General features: G+C 44.4%; 24 protein-coding genes. 11 read left to right on the top strand and 13 right to left on the bottom strand.

Annotated features, from left to right (window positions below; all coding sequences use genetic code 11):
* Positions 1-59 precede the first annotated feature (59 nt).
* Entirely contained in the window at positions 60-1,301 is a 1,242-nt protein-coding gene (locus ASG85_RS12790) for a nitrate/nitrite transporter (protein ID WP_057306211.1), read from the bottom strand.
* Between the two features lie 474 nt (positions 1,302-1,775).
* Here ASG85_RS12790 and ASG85_RS12785 point away from each other — a divergent pair, with 474 nt between their 5' ends.
* Both ASG85_RS12785 and ASG85_RS12780 read left to right on the top strand, forming a co-directional pair.
* Positions 1,776-2,426, top strand: a complete 651-nt coding sequence (locus ASG85_RS12785; protein ID WP_057306212.1) for an ANTAR domain-containing response regulator — start codon at positions 1,776-1,778, stop codon at positions 2,424-2,426.
* On the top strand, positions 2,423-3,454 hold the full coding sequence (locus ASG85_RS12780) for an anthranilate phosphoribosyltransferase (protein ID WP_057306213.1): 1,032 nt from the start codon (positions 2,423-2,425) through the stop codon (positions 3,452-3,454). Before ASG85_RS12785 ends, ASG85_RS12780 begins: the two co-directional genes overlap by 4 nt.
* 47 nt (positions 3,455-3,501) lie before the next feature.
* Here the strand turns inward: ASG85_RS12780 and ASG85_RS12775 are convergent, their stop codons facing one another.
* Complete coding sequence (locus ASG85_RS12775) at positions 3,502-4,266, bottom strand: peptidoglycan-binding protein (RefSeq protein WP_057306214.1); 765 nt, start codon at positions 4,264-4,266, stop codon at positions 3,502-3,504.
* A gap of 662 nt (positions 4,267-4,928) precedes the next feature.
* On the opposite strand from ASG85_RS12775, the gene ASG85_RS12770 reads away from it, so the two are divergent.
* Positions 4,929-5,918, top strand: a complete 990-nt coding sequence (locus ASG85_RS12770; RefSeq protein WP_057306215.1) for a ketoacyl-ACP synthase III — start codon at positions 4,929-4,931, stop codon at positions 5,916-5,918.
* On the opposite strand, the gene ASG85_RS12765 is transcribed toward ASG85_RS12770, so the two are convergent.
* The 6 genes from ASG85_RS12765 to ASG85_RS12740 all read right to left on the bottom strand — a co-directional run bounded on the left by ASG85_RS12765 (position 5,898) and on the right by ASG85_RS12740 (position 9,548).
* Entirely contained in the window at positions 5,898-6,182 is a 285-nt protein-coding gene (locus ASG85_RS12765) for a hypothetical protein (RefSeq protein WP_057306216.1), read from the bottom strand. The two genes, ASG85_RS12770 and ASG85_RS12765, sit on opposite strands and share 21 nt — an antisense overlap.
* Positions 6,182-6,529: a hypothetical protein gene (locus ASG85_RS12760; RefSeq protein ID WP_057306217.1), complete on the bottom strand. Its 348-nt coding sequence runs from the start codon at positions 6,527-6,529 to the stop codon at positions 6,182-6,184. The genes ASG85_RS12765 and ASG85_RS12760 overlap by 1 nt, the downstream gene beginning before the upstream one ends.
* 11 nt (positions 6,530-6,540) lie before the next feature.
* Positions 6,541-6,831 carry a hypothetical protein gene (locus ASG85_RS12755; RefSeq protein WP_057306218.1) on the bottom strand — a complete coding sequence of 97 codons (291 nt, stop codon included), beginning with the start codon at positions 6,829-6,831 and terminating at the stop codon, positions 6,541-6,543.
* 85 nt (positions 6,832-6,916) lie between these two features.
* On the bottom strand, positions 6,917-7,645 hold the full coding sequence (locus ASG85_RS12750; protein ID WP_057306219.1) for a glycosyltransferase family 2 protein: 729 nt from the start codon (positions 7,643-7,645) through the stop codon (positions 6,917-6,919).
* A 6-nt stretch (positions 7,646-7,651) separates the two neighbouring features.
* A complete protein-coding gene (locus ASG85_RS12745) occupies positions 7,652-8,749 on the bottom strand; it encodes a glycosyltransferase family 2 protein (RefSeq protein ID WP_235549393.1) in 1,098 nt (365 codons plus the stop codon).
* A gap of 4 nt (positions 8,750-8,753) precedes the next feature.
* Positions 8,754-9,548, bottom strand: coding sequence for a glycosyltransferase family 2 protein (locus ASG85_RS12740; protein WP_082562470.1), 795 nt, complete (start codon positions 9,546-9,548; stop codon positions 8,754-8,756).
* Positions 9,549-9,762: 214 nt separating this feature from the next.
* Here ASG85_RS12740 and ASG85_RS12735 point away from each other — a divergent pair, with 214 nt between their 5' ends.
* The 5 genes from ASG85_RS12735 to ASG85_RS39570 all read left to right on the top strand — a co-directional run bounded on the left by ASG85_RS12735 (position 9,763) and on the right by ASG85_RS39570 (position 12,718).
* Positions 9,763-10,680, top strand: coding sequence for an NAD-dependent epimerase/dehydratase family protein (locus tag ASG85_RS12735; RefSeq protein WP_057306220.1), 918 nt, complete (start codon positions 9,763-9,765; stop codon positions 10,678-10,680).
* 624 nt (positions 10,681-11,304) lie between these two features.
* Complete coding sequence (locus ASG85_RS12730) at positions 11,305-11,529, top strand: class I SAM-dependent methyltransferase (protein WP_057306221.1); 225 nt, start codon at positions 11,305-11,307, stop codon at positions 11,527-11,529.
* 36 nt (positions 11,530-11,565) lie between these two features.
* Positions 11,566-11,754, top strand: a complete 189-nt coding sequence (locus tag ASG85_RS38605; protein ID WP_414858720.1) for a class I SAM-dependent methyltransferase — start codon at positions 11,566-11,568, stop codon at positions 11,752-11,754.
* A 206-nt stretch (positions 11,755-11,960) separates the two neighbouring features.
* Positions 11,961-12,491 (top strand): adenylyl-sulfate kinase, encoded by a 531-nt coding sequence (cysC, locus tag ASG85_RS12725; RefSeq protein ID WP_200957471.1) that lies wholly within the window; start codon positions 11,961-11,963, stop codon positions 12,489-12,491.
* 104 nt (positions 12,492-12,595) lie between these two features.
* Entirely contained in the window at positions 12,596-12,718 is a 123-nt protein-coding gene (locus ASG85_RS39570) for a hypothetical protein (RefSeq protein WP_268795925.1), read from the top strand.
* Between the two features lie 240 nt (positions 12,719-12,958).
* On the opposite strand, the gene ASG85_RS12715 is transcribed toward ASG85_RS39570, so the two are convergent.
* Together ASG85_RS12715 and ASG85_RS39100 are read right to left on the bottom strand one after the other, a co-directional pair.
* A complete protein-coding gene (locus tag ASG85_RS12715; RefSeq protein WP_063860270.1) occupies positions 12,959-13,684 on the bottom strand; it encodes a sulfotransferase family 2 domain-containing protein in 726 nt (241 codons plus the stop codon).
* A 330-nt stretch (positions 13,685-14,014) separates the two neighbouring features.
* The gene (locus ASG85_RS39100) at positions 14,015-14,197 is read right to left on the bottom strand and encodes a glycosyltransferase family A protein (protein ID WP_235550118.1); all 183 of its coding nucleotides are present in this window, start codon (positions 14,195-14,197) and stop codon (positions 14,015-14,017) included.
* Between the two features lie 422 nt (positions 14,198-14,619).
* Here ASG85_RS39100 and ASG85_RS37800 point away from each other — a divergent pair, with 422 nt between their 5' ends.
* Positions 14,620-14,790, top strand: coding sequence for a hypothetical protein (locus tag ASG85_RS37800; RefSeq protein ID WP_156390199.1), 171 nt, complete (start codon positions 14,620-14,622; stop codon positions 14,788-14,790).
* A 343-nt stretch (positions 14,791-15,133) separates the two neighbouring features.
* On the opposite strand, the gene ASG85_RS37795 is transcribed toward ASG85_RS37800, so the two are convergent.
* The 3 genes from ASG85_RS37795 to ASG85_RS12700 all read right to left on the bottom strand — a co-directional run bounded on the left by ASG85_RS37795 (position 15,134) and on the right by ASG85_RS12700 (position 18,016).
* Entirely contained in the window at positions 15,134-15,340 is a 207-nt protein-coding gene (locus ASG85_RS37795) for a hypothetical protein (protein WP_156390200.1), read from the bottom strand.
* Between the two features lie 214 nt (positions 15,341-15,554).
* Positions 15,555-16,769: a glycosyltransferase family 4 protein gene (locus tag ASG85_RS12705; protein WP_063860269.1), complete on the bottom strand. Its 1,215-nt coding sequence runs from the start codon at positions 16,767-16,769 to the stop codon at positions 15,555-15,557.
* Between the two features lie 23 nt (positions 16,770-16,792).
* Positions 16,793-18,016, bottom strand: coding sequence for a glycosyltransferase family 4 protein (locus tag ASG85_RS12700; protein WP_057306225.1), 1,224 nt, complete (start codon positions 18,014-18,016; stop codon positions 16,793-16,795).
* Between the two features lie 175 nt (positions 18,017-18,191).
* Here ASG85_RS12700 and ASG85_RS12695 point away from each other — a divergent pair, with 175 nt between their 5' ends.
* Together ASG85_RS12695 and ASG85_RS12690 are read left to right on the top strand one after the other, a co-directional pair.
* Entirely contained in the window at positions 18,192-18,545 is a 354-nt protein-coding gene (locus ASG85_RS12695) for a hypothetical protein (protein ID WP_057306226.1), read from the top strand.
* A gap of 23 nt (positions 18,546-18,568) precedes the next feature.
* Positions 18,569-19,645 (top strand): glycosyltransferase family 4 protein, encoded by a 1,077-nt coding sequence (locus ASG85_RS12690; protein WP_057306227.1) that lies wholly within the window; start codon positions 18,569-18,571, stop codon positions 19,643-19,645.
* Positions 19,646-19,652: the final 7 nt, after the last annotated feature.

Below are 19,652 nucleotides of genomic sequence, written 5' to 3'. Positions count from 1 at the left end.
GCGCAAAAACATTTAATTATATGCCGCTGGCCATACGACCAGCGGCTTGAACCTATTACTTATGCATGCACACTATCCATAGAAGCAGGAGCTGCCTTCACTTTGCCGCCTTCGCCGATCCAAGATTTTTTCCATTTGCCTTGTACAACAACAATAATCAGGATACAGGCAATAGCAATGGCACTTAGAATTAGGAAACCAGGGGTAAAGGATCCTGTTGAAAGCTTCAAGTTACCAAGAATTTTCGGCAAGAAGTATCCGCCTAGACCTCCGGCTGCTCCAACGATCCCTGTAATCATACCAACCTCATTCGAGAAGCGTTGCGGAACAAGCTGGAACACTGCTCCATTTCCCATCCCCATACACATCATACCGATGAAGAGAAGGGTCGTCGTTATCCATAAGCTTGGAAGTGACGATACAATGGCAAGCATGATTCCAATCACACCGTACAGAGTCATTAGCATGCGTATACCGCCCATTTTATCTGACAGCCATCCGCCTACTGGTCTGAAAAAACTGCCGGCAATAATACAAATCGTTGCAAAGTCAGCAGCCATTACCGGACTAAGCTTATATTGGGTATTGAAGAAAATCGTTAAATAGTTGGCCATACCGGAAAAACCGCCGAATGTGACCATATATAGGAGACAGAACACCCAGGTATCTTTTTGTTTGAGAACACGCCCATAGTCGGCAAGTTTAGCTGGCGCCGGCTGAGTGGGACTGTCTTTAGCTGTAAAAATAAAGATAAGGAATACCAGAATAAGTGGTAATAATGCTAATCCGAAGACCACGTGCCAGTTCCCAAAGTGCTGTGCCAGTCGGTTTGCGAATAATGTTGCAAAGATCGTTCCACTATTCCCTGCACCGGCGATGCCAAGCGCTAATCCTTGATACTCAGGTGGATACCAGCGACTTGCCAATGGTAATGCGGCAGCGAAGCTGGCCCCTGCAATACCCAGCATTAGTGCTACAAAATACATGTCACTAAGTGAATCTGCAACTTTCCAAGCGAATACCAGAGGAACTACCGTTAATATCATACCGATAATAGCTGTTTTTTTGGGACCAATTCGATCTGTAAGATAGCCAAGTACGAGTCTTAGAACAGCGCCCCCAAGTGCTGGCAGAGCCACCAGATTCGCCTTTTGAGCAGCATCTAGAGAGAAATCCTTCGCAATAAGCACCGACAGCGGTCCAAGCATAACCCAAATCATAAAGCTCATGTCAAAATACAAGAAAGCACTAAATAATGAACCTTTGTGACCGCTTTGCAAAAAACTCTTCCGATCGACCATGATACCCTCTCCTTTGTATGAGGCTTTGAGCGCCTTCTTCTGTTTCTTACTTCCCATCCTTTAATTGCTGATGACTGTTCTTGACAGAAAAAGCCGACAAACATACCCCAGCATGCGCGGGATGTTTATCGGCTTCTTTGCCACTGCTGCCACTTCATCGTGAACAGCATGTTAGATGATTTGCAATTAAAAGAACATAAATAGCCTATCCGGTTACGTATTTGTAAGGGGATAGGCGCCATTGCCTTCGTTAGTGGCACATCATTGTGCCGATTTCTAATTTGATTATAGTATGACATTCCCTTCGTGTCAATAAACATAACACAAAAAAATTTTATGTGAGATTTCTAATACATATCGACAAATTTTAGATACTTATGCTATAGTAATGCCGTATAATAAATCATTTTACCCATAAAACCTAACATGAAGTTGCCATCTGAACAGAAGCTATCCACGATAGGAGGTATTCAAATGTTACAATCATTTATTCTGATCGACGAGTTTAAACAAACTCGCTCAGCTACCTCCTTTTCGTCGTCGACTACCAATATGAATGTTACGGATAATGAAAAGGAATCCTTGCCTGAAGCGATGCTGAAGGATTTGGGATTTCGTATATATGTAGCATCTAATGAAAAAGAAATTTCATTTATGATTCCCAAGGTCGATGCCGTATTATTATCAGTAGGCCCTGATCAAGTAGAGCCATGGCGCTCCCGCGTGTTGGCTCATCGCAGCCTTCCCCTTTTCTGGTGGTGTGATGCCCGCACTTTTCCTTCTAATGAATGTAGAATGGACGCAGGTATTGATGGTTTGATCGGTTCTGCGATGAGTCCTCTAGAAATTCACTGTGCACTGCTCCTTGGTATGAACCATTACTTCCAACGAACCGAATGGCAGCAAGAGCGCGAACAGCTTCTCTCCAAACTGGAGGAGCGCAAATGGGTCGATCAGGCTAAGCGAATCTTATGTGAAATCAAGGGTATCTCCGAAGCAGAAGCTTATGATTTTTTACGCAAACAAGCCATGAATGAACGTAAACGCATGGTAGACGTTGCTACCTCCATCGTCAAGGTGTATCAAATACTAAAGGATCAGAAACAAGGAGGCCGCAAACGATGATATCCTTATTAAAAGAAGTAGGCCGCGGAAAGCGCGGAGCCAGAGACCTTTCCTATGAAGAGGCTTCCCATGCAGCAGAGCTCATTCTAACCGGAGCCGCTACACAGGCTCAAATGGGCGCATTTCTCGTTGCAGAACGCATCAAAATGGAATCTCCCGAAGAGTTAAAGGCCTTCATCGATGCCTTGCGCCAGCGTATCCATACCTATCCAATAGCCGGCAGCATGGATTGCGCCGGACCTTATGATGGACGCTCACGCACGTTCATTGCGACTTTACCGACCGCGTTCGTTCTCGCGGCCTGCGGACTTCCCACTACGCTGCACGGCAGTCCAAGCATGCCGCCCAAATGGGGCATCACGCTGTCCGATGTGCTAGCGGCACTTGATGTACCCGCGCTTGACGCATCACGTGAAGCGCTCATATCAGCTGCAGCGCGAACAGGCTTCTTGTTCGCACCAACAGAGAGCTGGTGTGCACCGCTCGGCGAGCTGCGCGAACTGCGCAAGGAACTCGGTCTTCGGACCGTGTTCAACACAGCAGAGAAACTGCTGCGCTTTACGGAAGCACCCTTCATGGCTATCGGTGTATTTCACGGCACTGTGTTCGAGAAAATTACCAATTTATTAATCGAACTGGGCGTCTCCCGCGGTATTGTTGTGCAAGGTATGGAAGGCTCCGAAGACCTTTCCGTTGACAAACGCACACGGACATACCTTATTCAAGAAGGCGCCAGTGAATTATTCATTGTTGATCCTGAGATTTACGAATTAATGGTCGAGGTGCCGGAGGTTGAATGGACTGCTCAACTGCAAGGAGAAACGGCTCTATCCGTTCTTCGCGGAGATGCCGAGCTCCCCTACTTGAATATGGTTTTACTGAACAGCGCTGTGCGTCTGTGGGTTTCCCAAAAGGCTGGATCCATTGAAGAAGGTATTTATTTGGCCCGACATGCGATTGAGCAAGGGGCTGCCCTACAAAAATTCACCGAGTGGACGGAAGCGATTAAGCCGGTATCTGCCACTTAATTTTTATACTTATGAAAAAAGAGCCCCAAAGGGCTCTTTTTTCATTTTCATTTTCCGATAAACTGCTGGGTAAACATTTTACCACACGGACCGCCGTTTACGATGCCGATCCCAATATGGGTGTAATCTTTGCTGAGTATATTTGCTTTGTGTCCTGGAGAATTCATCAGCGCCTCATGAGCTGCTTGTACACCTTGATTGCAAGCAATATTCTCTCCTGCCGCGTTATACGTAATACCGAATTTCTCCATCATATCGAATGGCGAGCCATACGTCGGTGAGTCGTGGGAGAAGTATTTGTTATCGACCATATCTTGGCTTTTTAGTCTAGCCGTTTTGGTAAGCGCCGGATCGACCGCTAGCGGGGAAAGCCCCACAGCAGCACGCTCCTTGTTAACCAAGTCCAGCATTTGCTGCTCCTCCACCGTTAATTCCGTAGTCGATGGGACTTGCGGTTTAGGTGTAGGCATAGGTGCAGCTGGTGGAGGGGCTGGTGTTGGTGTCTGCTTCTTGGCAATTTTTAAATTACCGTAAGCCCACAGGATGGATTGCAGTGTTTGATCATCTACATTCCCAGTCGCAGGAAGGCCATATCTGCTTTGAAACGCTTTAACACCCGATTGAGTTTGATTACCATAGTAGCCCGTAATAGGTCCGCTATAGTAACCAAGTGACTTCAGCATCCCTTGCACCGCATAGACATCAGGTCCCTTAGCCCCTTTACCATAGGCAAAAGCGGTGGTTGTGGATGAGCAGAACAATGCGATACAGATTAGAATAATCCAGACATGCTTTTTTTTACCCTGTAACATGCGTTTACGTTCACTCCCCGTCGTCTTCAGTATCATTCGTCGCACAGTGGGCGATAGCATTAGAATGACCAAATTCACGACTATTATCCATAATAATGAAATACGGGTTGGCTACCGTATCGAGGTAATAGGAGAGCTGGTGCTAAACTAAACCTCTTACGCTGTTCTTGGTTGAGTGTGTCTATAAAAGTTGATGCAAAGCAACTACGCCCAAGAGATGTATTGCTTAGGCTTGCTTAATCATTTGAAGTTGTACTTTGTACAACTTTAGACAAGCTAATCCGCGTATTCCACGCGATTGTTGCAATAATTACAACAATTTCAGCTGAAAGCAGCCCTTTTGCCTATAAGAAGGTTAAATTGTTGTAAAACGTACAACACCTTTAGCTTTTCAAGAAGAAATCAAGGAAATTGTTGTACGTAGTACAACTTTCGGCCAAGCTAATCCGCGACTTCCTCAGAAGCCCCCTAATCAGATTGGAGTCATCAATATGCAATAAGGTACTCAGCGCACCGGTAATAGCAATTTCACTTTAGCCCTTTTGGACAAGATTTTTTTATCCCGCTCATTGACTTTACCCTGAGTATCCGATAAAGTATATTTATGCTTATTTTTAGTACCTAGTACTAATATCTGATACTAATAAAGGAGTGAATCATTGATGTCCATCTCTCCCCCATTACAAGCTCGAATCACTGCAATCGGCAGCTACGTACCCCATCACATACTAAGCAACGCGGATCTTCAGGGAATGGTCGATACGAATGATGAATGGATCGTTCAGCGCACAGGAATTCGGGAACGTAGAATTGCAGCAGCGAATGAATTCACAAGTCATTTATGTATAGCAGCCGTACAAAATATGCTCACTAGATATCCGACATCACTGAGCGATGTTGATTTAATAATCGTCGCTACCCATACACCGGATCTGCCTTCCACCCCTGTCGCTTGCCTGATTCAAGCTCATTTCGGCATCCCTGAAACGGGTGCCTACGACCTCAATGCCACCTGCTCCGGGTTCGCTTATGCCCTGCATACAGCAAGCAGCCTTGTTGCTGCTGGGGTACACCGCAAGGTTCTCGTCGTCGGTGGGGATTCCTTATCCAAAATTACAGACTACACGGACCGTTCCACCTGCATTCTTTTCGGTGATGGTGCCGGAGCCGTGATGGTTGAAAGAGAAGAAGAGAATCCTGCTTTCCTTGCTCACCATCTTGGATCGGACGGTACAGGCGGCAAGCATGTATACCGAACCGGACTTGCCTCAGAATTGAACGGAACGCCACTAACAGGTGAAGGCAAGCTCGTCCAGAACGGCCGCGAGGTGTACAAATATGCCGTAACGACTGTCCCGCAAGGAATCGAGAAGCTGCTCGCAAAAGGCCGTTTACCTCATACTGCAATTGATTGGTTCATTCCTCATAGCGCTAACCTTCGGATTATTGAATCCATCTGTGAAAAGAGCGGTATTCCATTCGAAAAAGCGCTGTACAGCCTTGAATACTATGGCAATACATCCGCGGCTTCCATTCCTCTTGCTTTGGACCTAGGCATACAAGAGGGTAAGGTCACGGCCGGTGATACGCTGCTTCTTTTTGGTTTTGGCGGGGGTCTTACTCATGCGGGATTAATCATGCGCTGGGGATGACCCGCGAGCGACATCCTTGCTAATCCAAGGCTTGCCGGGCGTTCCTAACTGGCGTTGACGTGGACTTTGTTTCGTTAATTTCTGAATCATCGAACGCTGGTATTCACTTATCGTCTTGAGATTCTCAGCCATATAGACAGCAAGCTGCTCGGAGACCGCTACTTGATCCGCGATCGTCTCTATGATTCGGCATAAGGCTCGCTGGCTTCTAGCCAGCGAGGTTAGCATATGCAATTCAATTCTCTCACGATTCGATGCTTTCATTATTTCCCATCCTCACCAAACGAAAATAAGTTCCCCATTCCGTTCGAACCGTCTCCCTCCGCTCCTGCTCCCGATTCATTTTGTCTAAGAAGAGCCTGCATATGTCGGTTTAAGGAGTTCTCCATCTTCGTCAAGCCATCGATGAGCTCAATCACATACTCATGAATCTCTCCGGATTGTTTCATCTGATGTTCATGCCCCTCTAAATTCGTTGAGTTAATATGATGGCAAATCCAGTTGCGCGATTTCTCTGCTTCTACAACTCTAGCTTCCAACATCAAAGCTATTTCTTGCTGCAGCTTTGCTGTAGCATCCAACATTTTCAAATACAGATCATTTCTATTCAAGGCATATCCCTCTATTCTTCATCTTCAGGATCTTTCATTTCTTTCATGACAATTTCCGTTTGCTGCGCGATTGCCTCTTCCAAATTAGCTAAGCTATTTAAATAAGCCGTTATATTCTTAGTTAGTTGTAATGCTTGCTCCTGCAGCATGCCTATGCCATCGAAATTAGGATGCGAGTCAGGTATATCGTTGGCAATGGTGGCCATTTGTGTCGAAACACTTCGGTGTGTCGCCAAGATTCTAGACATCTCACGATGCGATGCTGCAATGTGGGAAATAATCTTTGTCACTCGCTGTTCCAATCTCTTTCGCCTCCAACTCCACTTTTTCACTCTAAGTTATGCAGCAATGCAGAGAACGGTTACTCCAGCAGCTTCACGCCCGGCCTTATATGAAGCTGTGGGGGTCAACGCCCCATTTATCAATAAACTTCTGGCGATTTTGCTGCAGCAGCCCTTGCACAGCCTCTTGACCCGTTTTGCTAAAGCTTGCACTGCCATGATGGAAGATGAAGCAATCCCCTGTTATCAGCAATCGATATCCAGCAAGCCGAGCCCGATAGCATAAATCATCGTCTTCGAAGTGCCCCGGGGAGAATCTTTCGTCCATAAAGCCGACTTTATCTAACAATTCCCTTTTGAAAAGTAAGCAAATCCCGACCAAGCGTTCTGTTTCCTGCCATAAAGAAGTATTCATATTGTTATATTTCGCTGCCATGTCGGCTATGTTCGTAAATGGTTCCTGAATCTGCTGTTTACCGCTCGCATAGTTCGTCACAGGACCTACCATACCTATGTCCTCACTACTGTATAAACAGCTCAGCAAGTTATCCAACCAATTCGGAGTCACGATGGTATCGTTATTGAGCAGCATCAAAGCATTTCCAGTCGCAATGTGAAGGCCATAATTACAAGCAGCGGGGAAACCGCGATTCGTAGGAATTGAAACCAGCTTCAACCTCTCTCTATAGCAGTACTCCAGGGTTCCATCCTTTGATCCATTATCCACCACAATAATTTCAAATGGGACTGAAGTATGGCTGCGAATTGAAGCTACACACTCTTTCAGTAAAGTAAGGCCATTGAAAGTAGGAATAACGATACTGGTTACCTGCATGGTCCCTCACCTCTCCAGAAACTCCCTTTTTCTAATGATATCAGGAAACACGATTCGCTCACCTTTCATCTTCATCGCAAGCTCCAGCGCCTCTACATGATCGCCAATAATCATGCGGGCGACCGGGTTGTCTTCCCCTTTATTGTGACTTCGGATTTTGTTCATAGATATGACGTTAACACTTGTTGGAGCTGTAATTCGTAACCCAGTCAGAATCGCGTTTACCTGTGCTTTGGGCGGAACCATTAACTCGGAACATCCGATATGCTCCAGCGCCTTCCTCGATAGAGCATGCGGAATGGCCGTGAGCGAGTTCGCATTCAATTCCGGTCTTTTCAACGTTATGTTAAGAAACCGTTTCATCACGGTTACGGAATCCCAGAGTGAAAATGTAGGTAAATACGGTGTTATGTTGTTTAGAGCAATATCGGAGCCGCGTTCAACCTCATAGATAAAAGGAATAAGTTTCTCGGCCTCCACGACAAAATCTCCATCCAAAAAGAGCAAAATATCCGATTGCGACAGTTTGGCACCTATCGATCTCCCGACATCATGGCCCAACGGATCGGGGTAATGAATAATGAGAGCATGCGAGTGCGCTCTTACCTTCTCTAAGGTGCGATCACTTGACCCATTCACTATAATGATGATTTCATCCAAAGGTAGTCGATTCAACTGCTCCATTACTTTTACAATGGTATGCTCTTCATTCATCACACTCACTATCGCGCCAACGGAACGCGCTGTAGGGATAAGCATCCAATCGGGGACATTCAATTTAGCAGCTTTACAGTAACCTTTCACATACCCTTTCGACGCTGCTTCATAGCTTAACGAGTTGGTAGCAAGTAACCGGGAATTAGCCCAGTGTACCCAAAGGTTATTGAGTGCTTTCTTTTGGTAAGGCTCCTTCGTAATATTGTGCGCGAGCGCATCTTGTTGACCCGCTCGTTTCCCCCAATTTCTCCAATATAACTGGGTTCTTGTTAGGGAAGGAGTGTGCATAGCGGGGGAACGAAGCACGGATTTCTTAAGCCGGATTCGTTTTTTTTTTACTACCGCAGACAGGGGTTGAGGGTTTCGTTTCTTGATGCTCAGCTTCATGTGATCACCTCATCATTTCTCTAATACGCAATTGGTCATGTAAACTCGCTCTTTCATCAGAGGATTGGATCAGCCACCAAATGGCTTCCAAATGATCACCGATAATCAGATCACCTACAGGATCTACATCTTTGGCCCTTCTTCGGATGCGATTTCTGATTCCGACTTGGATAAGCTGCGCTGCCTTGACTTGAAGTCCGCGTTGTACAGCTATTACTTGAGCCAAAGGTGGAACTGCTAGGTTCTCAGCTCCTATGGTGTCGAGCGCTTTGCGACTAATTGCGTGTGGGATCGTCGTCATGGAGGCGCCTTGTAAGTCTGGTCGGCCCAGTATCGCATTAAGCGCGTGTTTGGCTAGAACGACCTTATGAACATTCGCTTTCGTTATGATTCCGTTATATTTATTTAATGCTACATCCACGCCTTGCTGCACTGCTCGGATCAGTGGGATCGTTTCCTTGGCAGATACAACAAAATCGGCATCAAGGAATAGTAGGATATCCCCTTTAGCTTCCATAGCACCTATGCTTCTCCCAACATCATGTCCTAGCCGTTGACTAAACGAGATAACCCTCGCCCCTAATTTCGTCGCTACACGTTTACTACCATCCGTAGAACCATTATCAACAACAATAACTTCTGTTTGTGGATGCACGCGGAAAGCTTCCCGAATGACTTTGGCCAAGGTACGAACTTCGTTGCAAACCGGAATGATGACCGATACTTTAGGCTGATGCTGAGACAAGGTGACGCAGGAGATTGGCTGCTTCCGTTTCCGCTGAATACGCTGGTTTCTCAATTCGTTCTCAACTCCTGTCCATGGCGGAATACCTGCTTTATATATTCTATGATTGCAAAAGAAAGGAGACAGGGCAGAAGCCGTACAAGTAGAAAACAGGCATTTGTACAGCCTATCCTGTCACATTAAACATGGATCTGGACATATGTCTTGTACCGCTTTCTCCTCCTCCACGTAAGATAACGAAGATCCATGCAGAAGAGAGGAAACCAGGATGAAAGCTGTCGTTACCGGAGGTGCAGGCTTTATCGGCTCGCACCTTGTGGAAGAGCTCCTTGCCGAGCAATTTGAGGTCCATATCATCGATAATCTGATTTCAGGTAAACAGAAACATGTAAATCCCCAAGCCATCTTCCATTTGGCAGACATCAGCAGCGAACAAATAAAACCCCTCATCGTAGATATCCGTCCTGATGTTGTTTTCCACCTTGCGGCTCAAGCAGATGTCCAGCGCTCCATTCAAAATCCTGGGTACGATGCCATTGTGAATCTAGTGGCAACGATCTATCTACTTGAGGCATGCCGTGACGCAGCTGTTAGCAAATTCATCTTCGCCTCCACTTCCGCCGTATACGGAAACTTGCAGAAAGAGCAGATCGTCGAAACAGACCCGACCTGTCCTATTTCCTACTACGGCATTTCGAAATATTCCGCCGAATCCTACATTCGTGTGTTCCACCATCTATACGGTCTGCCCTACACCATTCTTCGTTATGGAAATGTATATGGGCCCAGACAAACGCCCAAAGGAGAAGGCGGCGTCGTTGCCGTTTTTATGGAACGCATTCAAAAAGGAACACCGCTGACGATTCATGGCGACGGTGAGCAAACCCGCGATTTCGTCTATGTCAAGGACGTAGTACGTGCAAACGTAGCTGCTATGAAACGCGGCGAACAGGAGATCATTCATGTCAGCACTGCGAATCGAACATCCATCAATGATTTGGCGCGGCTGCTGACGGAATTTCACGGGACAGATCTACCCATTATTCATTCCTTGGCTAGAGAAGGGGATATTAAACACAGTTGTCTTGACTCTCGAAAGGGGCTTGAATACCTGGAGTGGCAGGCAAGGTATGAGATTCGCGAAGGCTTAGAAGAAACTTACCGATTTTATATGAACGATGTATGAAAAAGAAAAAAAAAGAAATGGGCTTAAAAAAACCGATAGTCCTAATAAAAGGGATTATCGGTTTTTTTTCGTTATATAAGCAAACCTTTAACGTTTTTAGCACAATTTAGAATCAAAGAGAAGTCGCGATATTTAATGCAACGCTATTGAAAAATAATGAATTCGGAAAACCTATACTTAAAGAAACTTGTGAACTTATTCAGGAAGAAAGAATTCGTCATGGTTTAGGTCTGGACCCCATGTTACCTAATCTTTAATCCGCCTTTAGGGCTTACCACTGAGAAATTCTTGCACTATTTCTGTGGGGCAGCTGTTCGAAACATAGTTGACCCTTTGTGTATTGTTAAATGAAAGGCGCTATATGTCCGACGCTATTTTTTGAGATCATAACTTCATGATGTCAAAGATCGAGTTGCTTATTTTATGACAAGCGTTAGTGCGCGACGACGGACGAAAAACGCAGCGAACTCTATAGTTGGATAGGAGTGAAAAAACATATGCCGATTTAACCCGCTGTCTATTTTTCAATCGTTGGGACATCTATAAGTTTCGGCCGCGTTAATAGAGTCATATAGTATATGCAGAAGCTAATCTAACATTGAAATACGGCAGGCGGTGATCATTATGGATGATGAAACCAAAAAACAGGAAAGTATGTACGCTACTTCGAAGCAGTATGCGCTCATCGATCATCACAACCGTTATGAGTTTGCCTTAAGCTTCGTTGCGAAGGACAATGTTGTTCTGGATGCAGCTTGCGGGTGCGGTTATGGTATCGGTTTCATGGCTGCAAACTCACCTGCAAGTAAGATTGTCGGAGTGGATCGTTCCGATCATGCGCTGCAGTAGGCACATAAATACTTTCCCCATCATAAGGCGGTCTACATCAAAGCAGATATGGTGTTGGAATTCCAAAGCGCTCTACCAATCAAGCAATATGACGTCATCACTTGTTTCGAGACGGTGGAGCATATACAAAAAGACGGCCTATTTATATCCAGGCTGTTTGCGCTTTTGAAGCCGGCTGGCGTCCTGTTCATTTCCGCTCCAACGAAAACGTTTATCCGCATTTAAATAATCCTATTTTCCCAGGGCGTGTGAATCCCCTTCACTATTGTCATTACCGCCCGTTTGAATTGGAGCAGTTAATGACGAAACAAGGGTTTCAAGTGCATGGACGATATACGCAGCGTCTTCAAGGGCAACAGGTTGTAACAGGCAATGACGGCTTCGTCAAAGTACTGGTCTATCGAAAGAAGCAGAACTAGGGAGGGATTAGGTTGCAAAAAGGCGTTACTGTATGGTTCACCGGTCTATCGGGGGCTGGCAAAACAACGATTTGCCGGCAGTTGGAAAACCAGTTGCAGGATTCCGATTTGAAGCTTGAGCTTCTGGACGGAGATGAAATTCGGCGCCATTTTTCATCTAATGTAGGCTTTTCCAAAGAGGACCGGATGACTCATATTCAAAGAATGGCTTATATATCCAAATTGCTAACCCGCAATGGTGTGCTTGTGCTTGCTTCGTTTATAACGCCTTATAAGGAAATGCGCGATTACTTAAGAACCGAGATCGGGTCATTTCTCGAGGTTTATGTGAAATGCCCGCTGGATGAATGCATACAAAGGGACGTGAAGGGTTTGTATGCGAAGGCATTGAATGGTGATATCAAGCAGTTCACAGGAATTTCCGACCCGTATGAGGAGCCCGAGAGTCCGGATCTTATTATCGAGACGGATAAAGAAACGGTGAAAGAGAGCGCCATGAGAGTCATAGCTTTCTTAAAGAATCTCGGTTATATCAGCAATTAAGTGCGCGACCCTATGTAACGAAACCTGCTCAGCCTATCGAACAGGTTTCTTATGTTCGTTTCCGTACTGGAGAAGGAACCTGCAGCCACGGGGAAGCCGGAGTCTTGGACTTCACCTTTGCGGCAGGCATGATCCCGGTAATCTTCTTGGTTAGCGATTCGGATGGAGTTTCCAGCGCGGTCATTCATAATCAAGCAGGTAAAATATTACTATTCATGAAATATTAAACATACAGTAAGTGAAGCCCGGGATTTAATGTACAACACTCAGCTTCACGAGCATATCCGTCACGACTCATTTCAACCCATTTTATTACGCCGTCCGCTTTATTCGAATAATTAAAGACGGCTAAATCTTCGCTCAAGAAAGAACCTCTATTCCCAACATTAGGAGAAGGAGGTTCTTTTGGCATGAGAAAACCGGTATCGGGAAACATTCCGGCTCTCTCATGTTATTGGTATCAGACGCTAAGATAACAAACTCTGCTCCTGTTTGTACTTTTGCAATTCCATTTTCTCCTTGGCCGTAAGGGAACTTAGCTTTTGAGCAAGGAGCTGTTTAGCATAATCATACAGTTCTAAATCCAATTCGTTATATTTTTTAATTAAATTAATGACAGGAGCCGGGACTTCTTCTTTGGAAAGGCGCTTCTTTGTAATATTTTGTTTCGTATAGTGGATATTTTCCCAACCGTACTCCTTTTTCAGCAAAAAGAGCGTTTCGTTAAACATTTCCGTGGTTCCGACAACAGTAAATGTTTTTAAGATTTCCTTCGCTTTCTTAAGGTCTGGATGATGAGGTATACCGGATGTCATGACTGTCTGAAAGTTGTAAGCTTCGGCTTCCTTCATCACAAATTCTTCAAGCATCATGGATCTCACTCTCTCGAATCCCGGGTACGTCTGTAAAAAGTAGTATAAGGAAATGACTCGGTCTACCGGATCACGCAGCATGGTAAAGTATTGAAAGTGTTTCGGAAAATACTGATGTATACCGTAAAGGTAGTGACCTGCAACTGCCTTGATTTGTTTTTGCACCTCTTGATTTAATTGACCACACTTCATAATCTTGCCTTGATAAGTGTCATGATCAAATATTTCATTAATATTGAATTGTTCTCCAAAAATCTTATTCAAAGTTGTCCCGCCGGTTTTGGGTATATGCATAAAAATTGTTATTTTATCATGAAGCATGAAAATTCCTCCATTCCTGCTATTTGAACAAGTTCATGCTAAAGCCCATCATAACTTTTTCATGTATTCCATAAGCTATGGGTGATAATAGTTTTCAAGAATAGAAATCTCCCTGTTCATTTCTTCTTGACATTTTCTTGTGCCCTTCTTATCATGTCTCCTAAATTTGGTGAGTACTTCGTCTAAATAATACATTTTGCATCCGTTTACCAGTAATCGAAGCCAAATCTCATAATCGTGTGTAAACCAAAAATACGCATTGAAGTAACCTATTTGGTCAAATAAATTTTTATTTACAACCACTGTGCTGTCATTAACAGCGTTATAAATTCAACTATTCACCGGAAGCTGCGCGAATCCCATGATTTCATGCTGTAGCAGTCCTCCGTTCACTTTCCTTAAATAACGGATTTTACTGTGATATGGCGTTACCTTTTCGTTAAAAGCCGTTGAACCGTCATCTACAAGTATAACCTCTATATTCTTGTAGGTTTGATTTAACGCACTTTGAATGGACTGATTAACATATGGGCAATTGTAATACGGAATAATGATGGAGACTTTCGGTCCATTGCTTTCCCTCCCGAGAATGCACTATTTTGTATTCCAAATTAATGTATTGTAGATTAAGTGGAATCCATATTATCCTCAACCATTAAGGCCTGTAGTGATTCCATTCTCGATCCGGTTAATGGCAACAGTGTTGCGGTGAATTGAATGCGAAGATTCGGGCCTGCACCTGCCGTGACGATTCCTAATGTTCCGAATAGTGAAGTAGAGAAACAGGAATGGAGATTGCACCACTGAAACCAATATTCTGTGATGTTTGTGCATCCAAAAATATACCCATAATGTCCACCTCTTTTCTAGGATGTACTCTATCATATGAATACGATTCTATTTATGTATAGACTCTAACGAAGGGAGATTGGCAGATGAGAATACTGCTCGCCACTTATTGGGTGGTCCCGCATATGGGTGGTGTATGGAACTATATGCTGCAAATAAAGCTGGAGTCGCTTGGACACGAGGTAGATTTATTAGGTTACGGTGGTGATGAGAGAAATCGGATTCATATCGTAAATGAAAACCGGAAAATAGAGTAAAAAAACTGCTTCCTTTACTTAGCGCAAAACAAAACCAACTAAACCAATCGTCTCATTATATAGATCCAGTGGTCAAATATTACGAGCTTGGTCGATATTTTTATGAGCTAGAAGCTGCTCGTTTAGGATTGAATAAATATGATTAAATCATACTAGGATTGCACCCTTATCCATTATTTGATGGAGTACGAATCGTATAGGAAAAGTCTGGATTCCAGTGCTTAAAAATAGGGCCTGAAGCAATGGTCCCTTGATCATGCGGTTAACGATGTGGTGAATGTATACCAAAGCGCGATAGCTAAAAAGCGTGCTCTTACTGAATAATGAAACATGGATAAGTCAACTAATCGAGTAGGCCCATGCGCAAATGCAAAGGCCTCTCACAGATCCGGAAGTGCGGGTCATCGCATCCGGCTCTCCAGTCACTTTCCCCGTTGGGGATGGAGTTCTTTGTAAATTGCAAGTAACTATTTAGTCCGATTTCTTCAAACCATTTATTCGGCATCGCATACTGGGCGTAGGTCGAGTGGGAACTTCTCCATGCTGTCATTCTTGGCTACTTCTTCCTCCATATCTCCCCCTTCAACGATGCTTAAATTGATCTAAGAACTGAATCATTATAGGATCAGGCATTGTATAAGTTTCCGGCAAATTATTTTTAATTTGGTTCCATAGTTTATACTCTACTAGAAAATCCGGATTTGATACCTGAACCGAGAATAAGGAATTATACAAATCTCCGATAACATAAAATGAATCCATATTTATCTCCCCTTCTGAGCCAAAGCTTCTTGATATACGTTTAAAAACTGCGAGATCATTTTGTCTAACGCCCAGTGTTTCCGCGCCCACAGCTGTGCATTTCGGCCCATTTGCTTTCGAAAAGCTTCATTTTCCAGAAGTAGATTCAAATGGTTGCTTATCGCTTGAATATCACCTACTGGTAAAATAAAACCCGTTTCTCCGTCACGAACCATTTCAGGCACTCCGGTAGCGTCGGAAACAATTGACGGCACTCCCGCAAGCTGCGCTTCGATCAAAGAAAACGGTTGATTATCAAGCATGCTGGGATGAACGTAAATATCGGCATTTGCCAGAAGGAACGGCACGTCATCACGCCGCCCATAAAAGTGAACATGCTGCTGCAAACCTAAGTCGAAGCTTAAACGGCGAAATTCATCTTCCTGATCCCCATCTCCTACCATCCAACAAACCCAATCGCTTCTTACCCCCTTTAGTTTTGTTAAAGCATTAAGAAGAATTCGAGGTCCTTTCAGCTCCACCATGCGAGACGTATAAATAATTACCTTTTCACCTTTGGTGGGGCGAGGCAAAGGACTCCATAAAGCGGCTTGCCGCTCAAAGGCCTCAATATCGTAACCATACGGAAATACCTTAATGTGTCTGCTTGGGACAGAGAATTCATTTACCATACAGTTCTTCATCCACTGTGAAGAAGCAATCGTCACATCGCTGGAGACGGCGCCGAGATGCTCCCTCATAATAAGATATTTCCATAGATAGGAATCAGGACTCTGTATTAGGAACTTATGCTTAATTTCATAGGCTGCGGATCCGTGAATGCTAGCGATAAGAACCGTTTTGGGAGATTTTGCTCTACTGAAAGCTCTAGTTGAAAAAATATCGTGCGTATGGATAACATCGTACTTGTCTAACCCGAAATATGCGGCTGCTAATTCCATGCACAAGCATTCCATCTCGTAGTAATTAATCAAAGTGTCAAAATGGAGCGTCGGAAAGAGGGTCGCTGGCATTTTAACATCCAGCAGCTGCCTAAGCTTTCTTTTATCAACACGATTATGCGTATTCGGCATATGGATCATGAGATTGCCCTCGCTATTCCCGAATAGATCAACTCGGTGCCCCATCAGTTCCAAGCGTTCCTTGATTTGATTCATCAAGGTCCAGATGCCGCCAAGATGAGGAATTTGCCAGTAAGTCGCCAGTAAAATGTTCAAGCTCGCCCTCCCCCAAACAAATCTTATCGCTTTCTCGACAACATTTGATTATATACGTGAAATAACCGCTGGAGCATCGTATCCGGGGACCAATGCTCTAATGCCCAAACTTCTGCATTTCGACCCAATTTGTGTCGATAATTTTCATTATCCAGCAAGGTGCACAGATGCTTAAATAGCATATCGATATCTCCGACAGGGTAAACAAGCCCAGTATGGCCATGGACTACCATCTCTGGTACGCCTCCGGCATCTGATACGACGGACGGCTTGCCTGCGAGCTGTGCTTCTATAAGTGACAGCGGCTGATTATCAATCAAGCTCGGCAGCACATAAATATCAGACATTCGGAGTAAAGCCGGAACATCATTCCTCCTTCCGAAAAACTGGACGTGCTCCTGCAGCCCATGGTTTATCGCTTGTTGTTGCAACTCCGCCTGATCTTCTCCTTCTCCAATTATCCAACAAACCCAATCCTTTCGAGCTAACTTCAAATGATATAGAACCGTTACAAGATCGTGGATTCCTTTCAAATAAGTAAGACGAGACGCACAGATGATCACTTTTTTGTCTTGAGGACGCTGCAGCGGCGTAGATTCCTGCATTCTCCTTTGAAACGATTCGATATCATAACCGTAGGGGAACTCCGTAAAATGATGGTCAGGTACGTCAAACTCCTTAACCAGCAGATTTCTCAGCCAGTGAGAGTGAGTAATGGTTATATCAGCGATGCTGGCACCTACTTTTTCAATAAAAGAATAATAGTTCATTACCATAGAGTCCGGCCCTTCCACTTGGTGTCTGTAAGGCCAGGTTAAATAAACCTCTTTGGTTACCGAGCCGTGAAGCGAGACAAGTAACGGTGTTGATTTCGGCTTTACACGATTTAGCGCTACGGCCGAAATGACATCTTGAGCGTAGATGAAATCGTATTGCTGCAAGCCGAAATAAGCTGCACCCAGTTCCATGCAATATCGGTCCATTTCGATGTTAAAGAACCATTCGTGTTGATTTAGAACTGCAGGAAACACGTTTCCCACACTCATTTTCGTACAAAGAAGCGGTAGTAATTGTTCTTTTCGTATTACAATCCCCTTGTTCATCATGTGAAAGGTTTCATTAGCTCCTTTACCAAAAATATCGACTTCATGCCCCCATCGTTCTAATCTAACTTTTAACTGTTCCATAAACGTGCAAACTCCTCCCAGATGAGGAAGTAGCCAGGAGGTCGCCAGTAAAATTTTCATTTTTGTTCCTCATTTCAATAACTAAGATAGACGCTGCTATACAATATATGGTGACTGCTTCAGGATTGTATAGGTTGCTTCCTAATATCCAAAAAATATGTAGTTGTCCAAACCATTTTTCTCTTAATTTCATATACTAGATGTATTCCCACTCACTGGTAAGGAAGGTGTAGCCTTGTCTATATTCCGATTGGAATCGTTCGAATACGGCCCTATCGATTCCCGATATATTCAATCCGTCGATGTTATTATGCAAAATCTCGGTCCCAAAACGTTTGATGCACTAATCCAAGGATTTCATGCGTCGGGTTTGTTTCATTTATCTCTATATGCTCTGCAAAAGTTTCCGGAGCCAGGGTCCACGATAACGATTAACAACATTCTCACGCATAACATCCCCTTTAGTCTGCAAATTGTGACGAATACCAACACTACCGCTTATACAGCCATAACCGTTTATGCCAAAAATAATGGAGTCCTTGTTGCTATGTTCTCACAAAACGAATTCTTACTATTTGACCCGAATTAAAAGCAGAGGGGGAACACATTACAGTGAAATTTTTGTTCGTATTTTATGTGCCAACCGGGGGGATGGATGCCGTAAATCGCCACCGCTGCCGGGCTTTAAAGCAATTCGGCCATGAACCCCATTGTCTATACCTATATCCCGGTTCAGGCCAGCAAAACGTTACCGACATACCGACTTTTGTCACTAACGACGACAGGGATATCAAAACCATTCTAACAACTTACAAATACGATGCTATTGTAGTTACGACGATGTATGAAACATTTCCTAGATTTCGCGGACTCGGTTATAAAGGAATACTGATTTGGGAAATCCAAGGCTACGGTCCGATTACAATGGCACGAGCTGAGATCATCAACTCAGTGCCATACGTTAAAAAATACTGCTCGGCGATCCTATATCCAGACACCCCCCATATCGGAACTCTGTTGAACGAGATATACATGAACATGAATGTCCCCTTTTTCAGCTTCAACAATGCTTTCGATGTAAGTTCATTTTGTTACAAACCCCTGCCCCAGTGGGGAGTCCCGATCATCGCGTGGGTAGGCCGATTCGAGGACAATAAGAATTGGCGAGAATTATTGCTGATCGCTCACCAACTGATGGCCTATTATCCGCACCTTCATCTGTGGATGTTTGAAGACCCTAATTTGGCAGTACCGCAGGAACGGGCGGAATTTGATTTGCTAGTTCAACAGCTCGGCTTGCTCCATTGCCTCACAATTCATAGCAATATTCCGCATGCCCTGATGCAGGAGTATTATTCGATCATTGGCGATTCGGGCGGGTTCTTATGTTCCACATCGAAAATGGAAGGTGCGCCCCATTCCGTCGTAGAAGCGATGAGTTGCCTCTGCCCGGTACTGACCAGCGATAAAGACGGTGTTTGGAGCGCGATTATTCCAAATCAAACGGGTAAGATGTATCCGCTTGGTAACATCACTGCCGCCGTCATAGAGGGGCAGCAGTTGATTAGCAATCCGTATGCCAGGGAATATATCCGAACTAATGCCAAAATCCACGTCAGCATGGCATTCAGCCTGGAGAGATATGCTTGTCATTTCATGCAAATGATGAATGTGCTGTATGGAAAATAAGACACTT

It is taken from the genome of Paenibacillus sp. Soil724D2 (genome assembly GCF_001427935.1).
GTDB lineage: Bacteria > Bacillota > Bacilli > Paenibacillales > NBRC-103111 > Paenibacillus_E.
This window is presented reverse-complemented; position numbering and strand designations above follow the sequence as displayed.

Excerpts from the sequence above, each read along its gene's own strand:
- ASG85_RS12790 (WP_057306211.1), bottom strand. The coding sequence starts at position 1,301 with ATGGTCGATCGGAAGAGTTTTTTGCAAAGCGGTCACAAAGGTTCATTA.
- ASG85_RS12785 (WP_057306212.1), top strand. The coding sequence starts at position 1,776 with ATGTTACAATCATTTATTCTGATCGACGAGTTTAAACAAACTCGCTCA.
- ASG85_RS12780 (WP_057306213.1), top strand. The coding sequence starts at position 2,423 with ATGATATCCTTATTAAAAGAAGTAGGCCGCGGAAAGCGCGGAGCCAGA.
- ASG85_RS12775 (WP_057306214.1), bottom strand. The coding sequence starts at position 4,266 with ATGTTACAGGGTAAAAAAAAGCATGTCTGGATTATTCTAATCTGTATC.
- ASG85_RS12770 (WP_057306215.1), top strand. The coding sequence starts at position 4,929 with ATGTCCATCTCTCCCCCATTACAAGCTCGAATCACTGCAATCGGCAGC.
- ASG85_RS12765 (WP_057306216.1), bottom strand. The coding sequence starts at position 6,182 with ATGAAAGCATCGAATCGTGAGAGAATTGAATTGCATATGCTAACCTCG.
- ASG85_RS12750 (WP_057306219.1), bottom strand. The coding sequence starts at position 7,645 with ATGCAGGTAACCAGTATCGTTATTCCTACTTTCAATGGCCTTACTTTA.
- ASG85_RS12745 (WP_235549393.1), bottom strand. The coding sequence starts at position 8,749 with ATGAAGCTGAGCATCAAGAAACGAAACCCTCAACCCCTGTCTGCGGTA.
- ASG85_RS12735 (WP_057306220.1), top strand. The coding sequence starts at position 9,763 with ATGAAAGCTGTCGTTACCGGAGGTGCAGGCTTTATCGGCTCGCACCTT.
- ASG85_RS12730 (WP_057306221.1), top strand. The coding sequence starts at position 11,305 with ATGGATGATGAAACCAAAAAACAGGAAAGTATGTACGCTACTTCGAAG.
- ASG85_RS12715 (WP_063860270.1), bottom strand. The coding sequence starts at position 13,684 with ATGCTTCATGATAAAATAACAATTTTTATGCATATACCCAAAACCGGC.
- ASG85_RS37800 (WP_156390199.1), top strand. The coding sequence starts at position 14,620 with ATGAGAATACTGCTCGCCACTTATTGGGTGGTCCCGCATATGGGTGGT.
- ASG85_RS37795 (WP_156390200.1), bottom strand. The coding sequence starts at position 15,340 with ATGACAGCATGGAGAAGTTCCCACTCGACCTACGCCCAGTATGCGATG.
- ASG85_RS12700 (WP_057306225.1), bottom strand. The coding sequence starts at position 18,016 with ATGAAAATTTTACTGGCGACCTCCTGGCTACTTCCTCATCTGGGAGGA.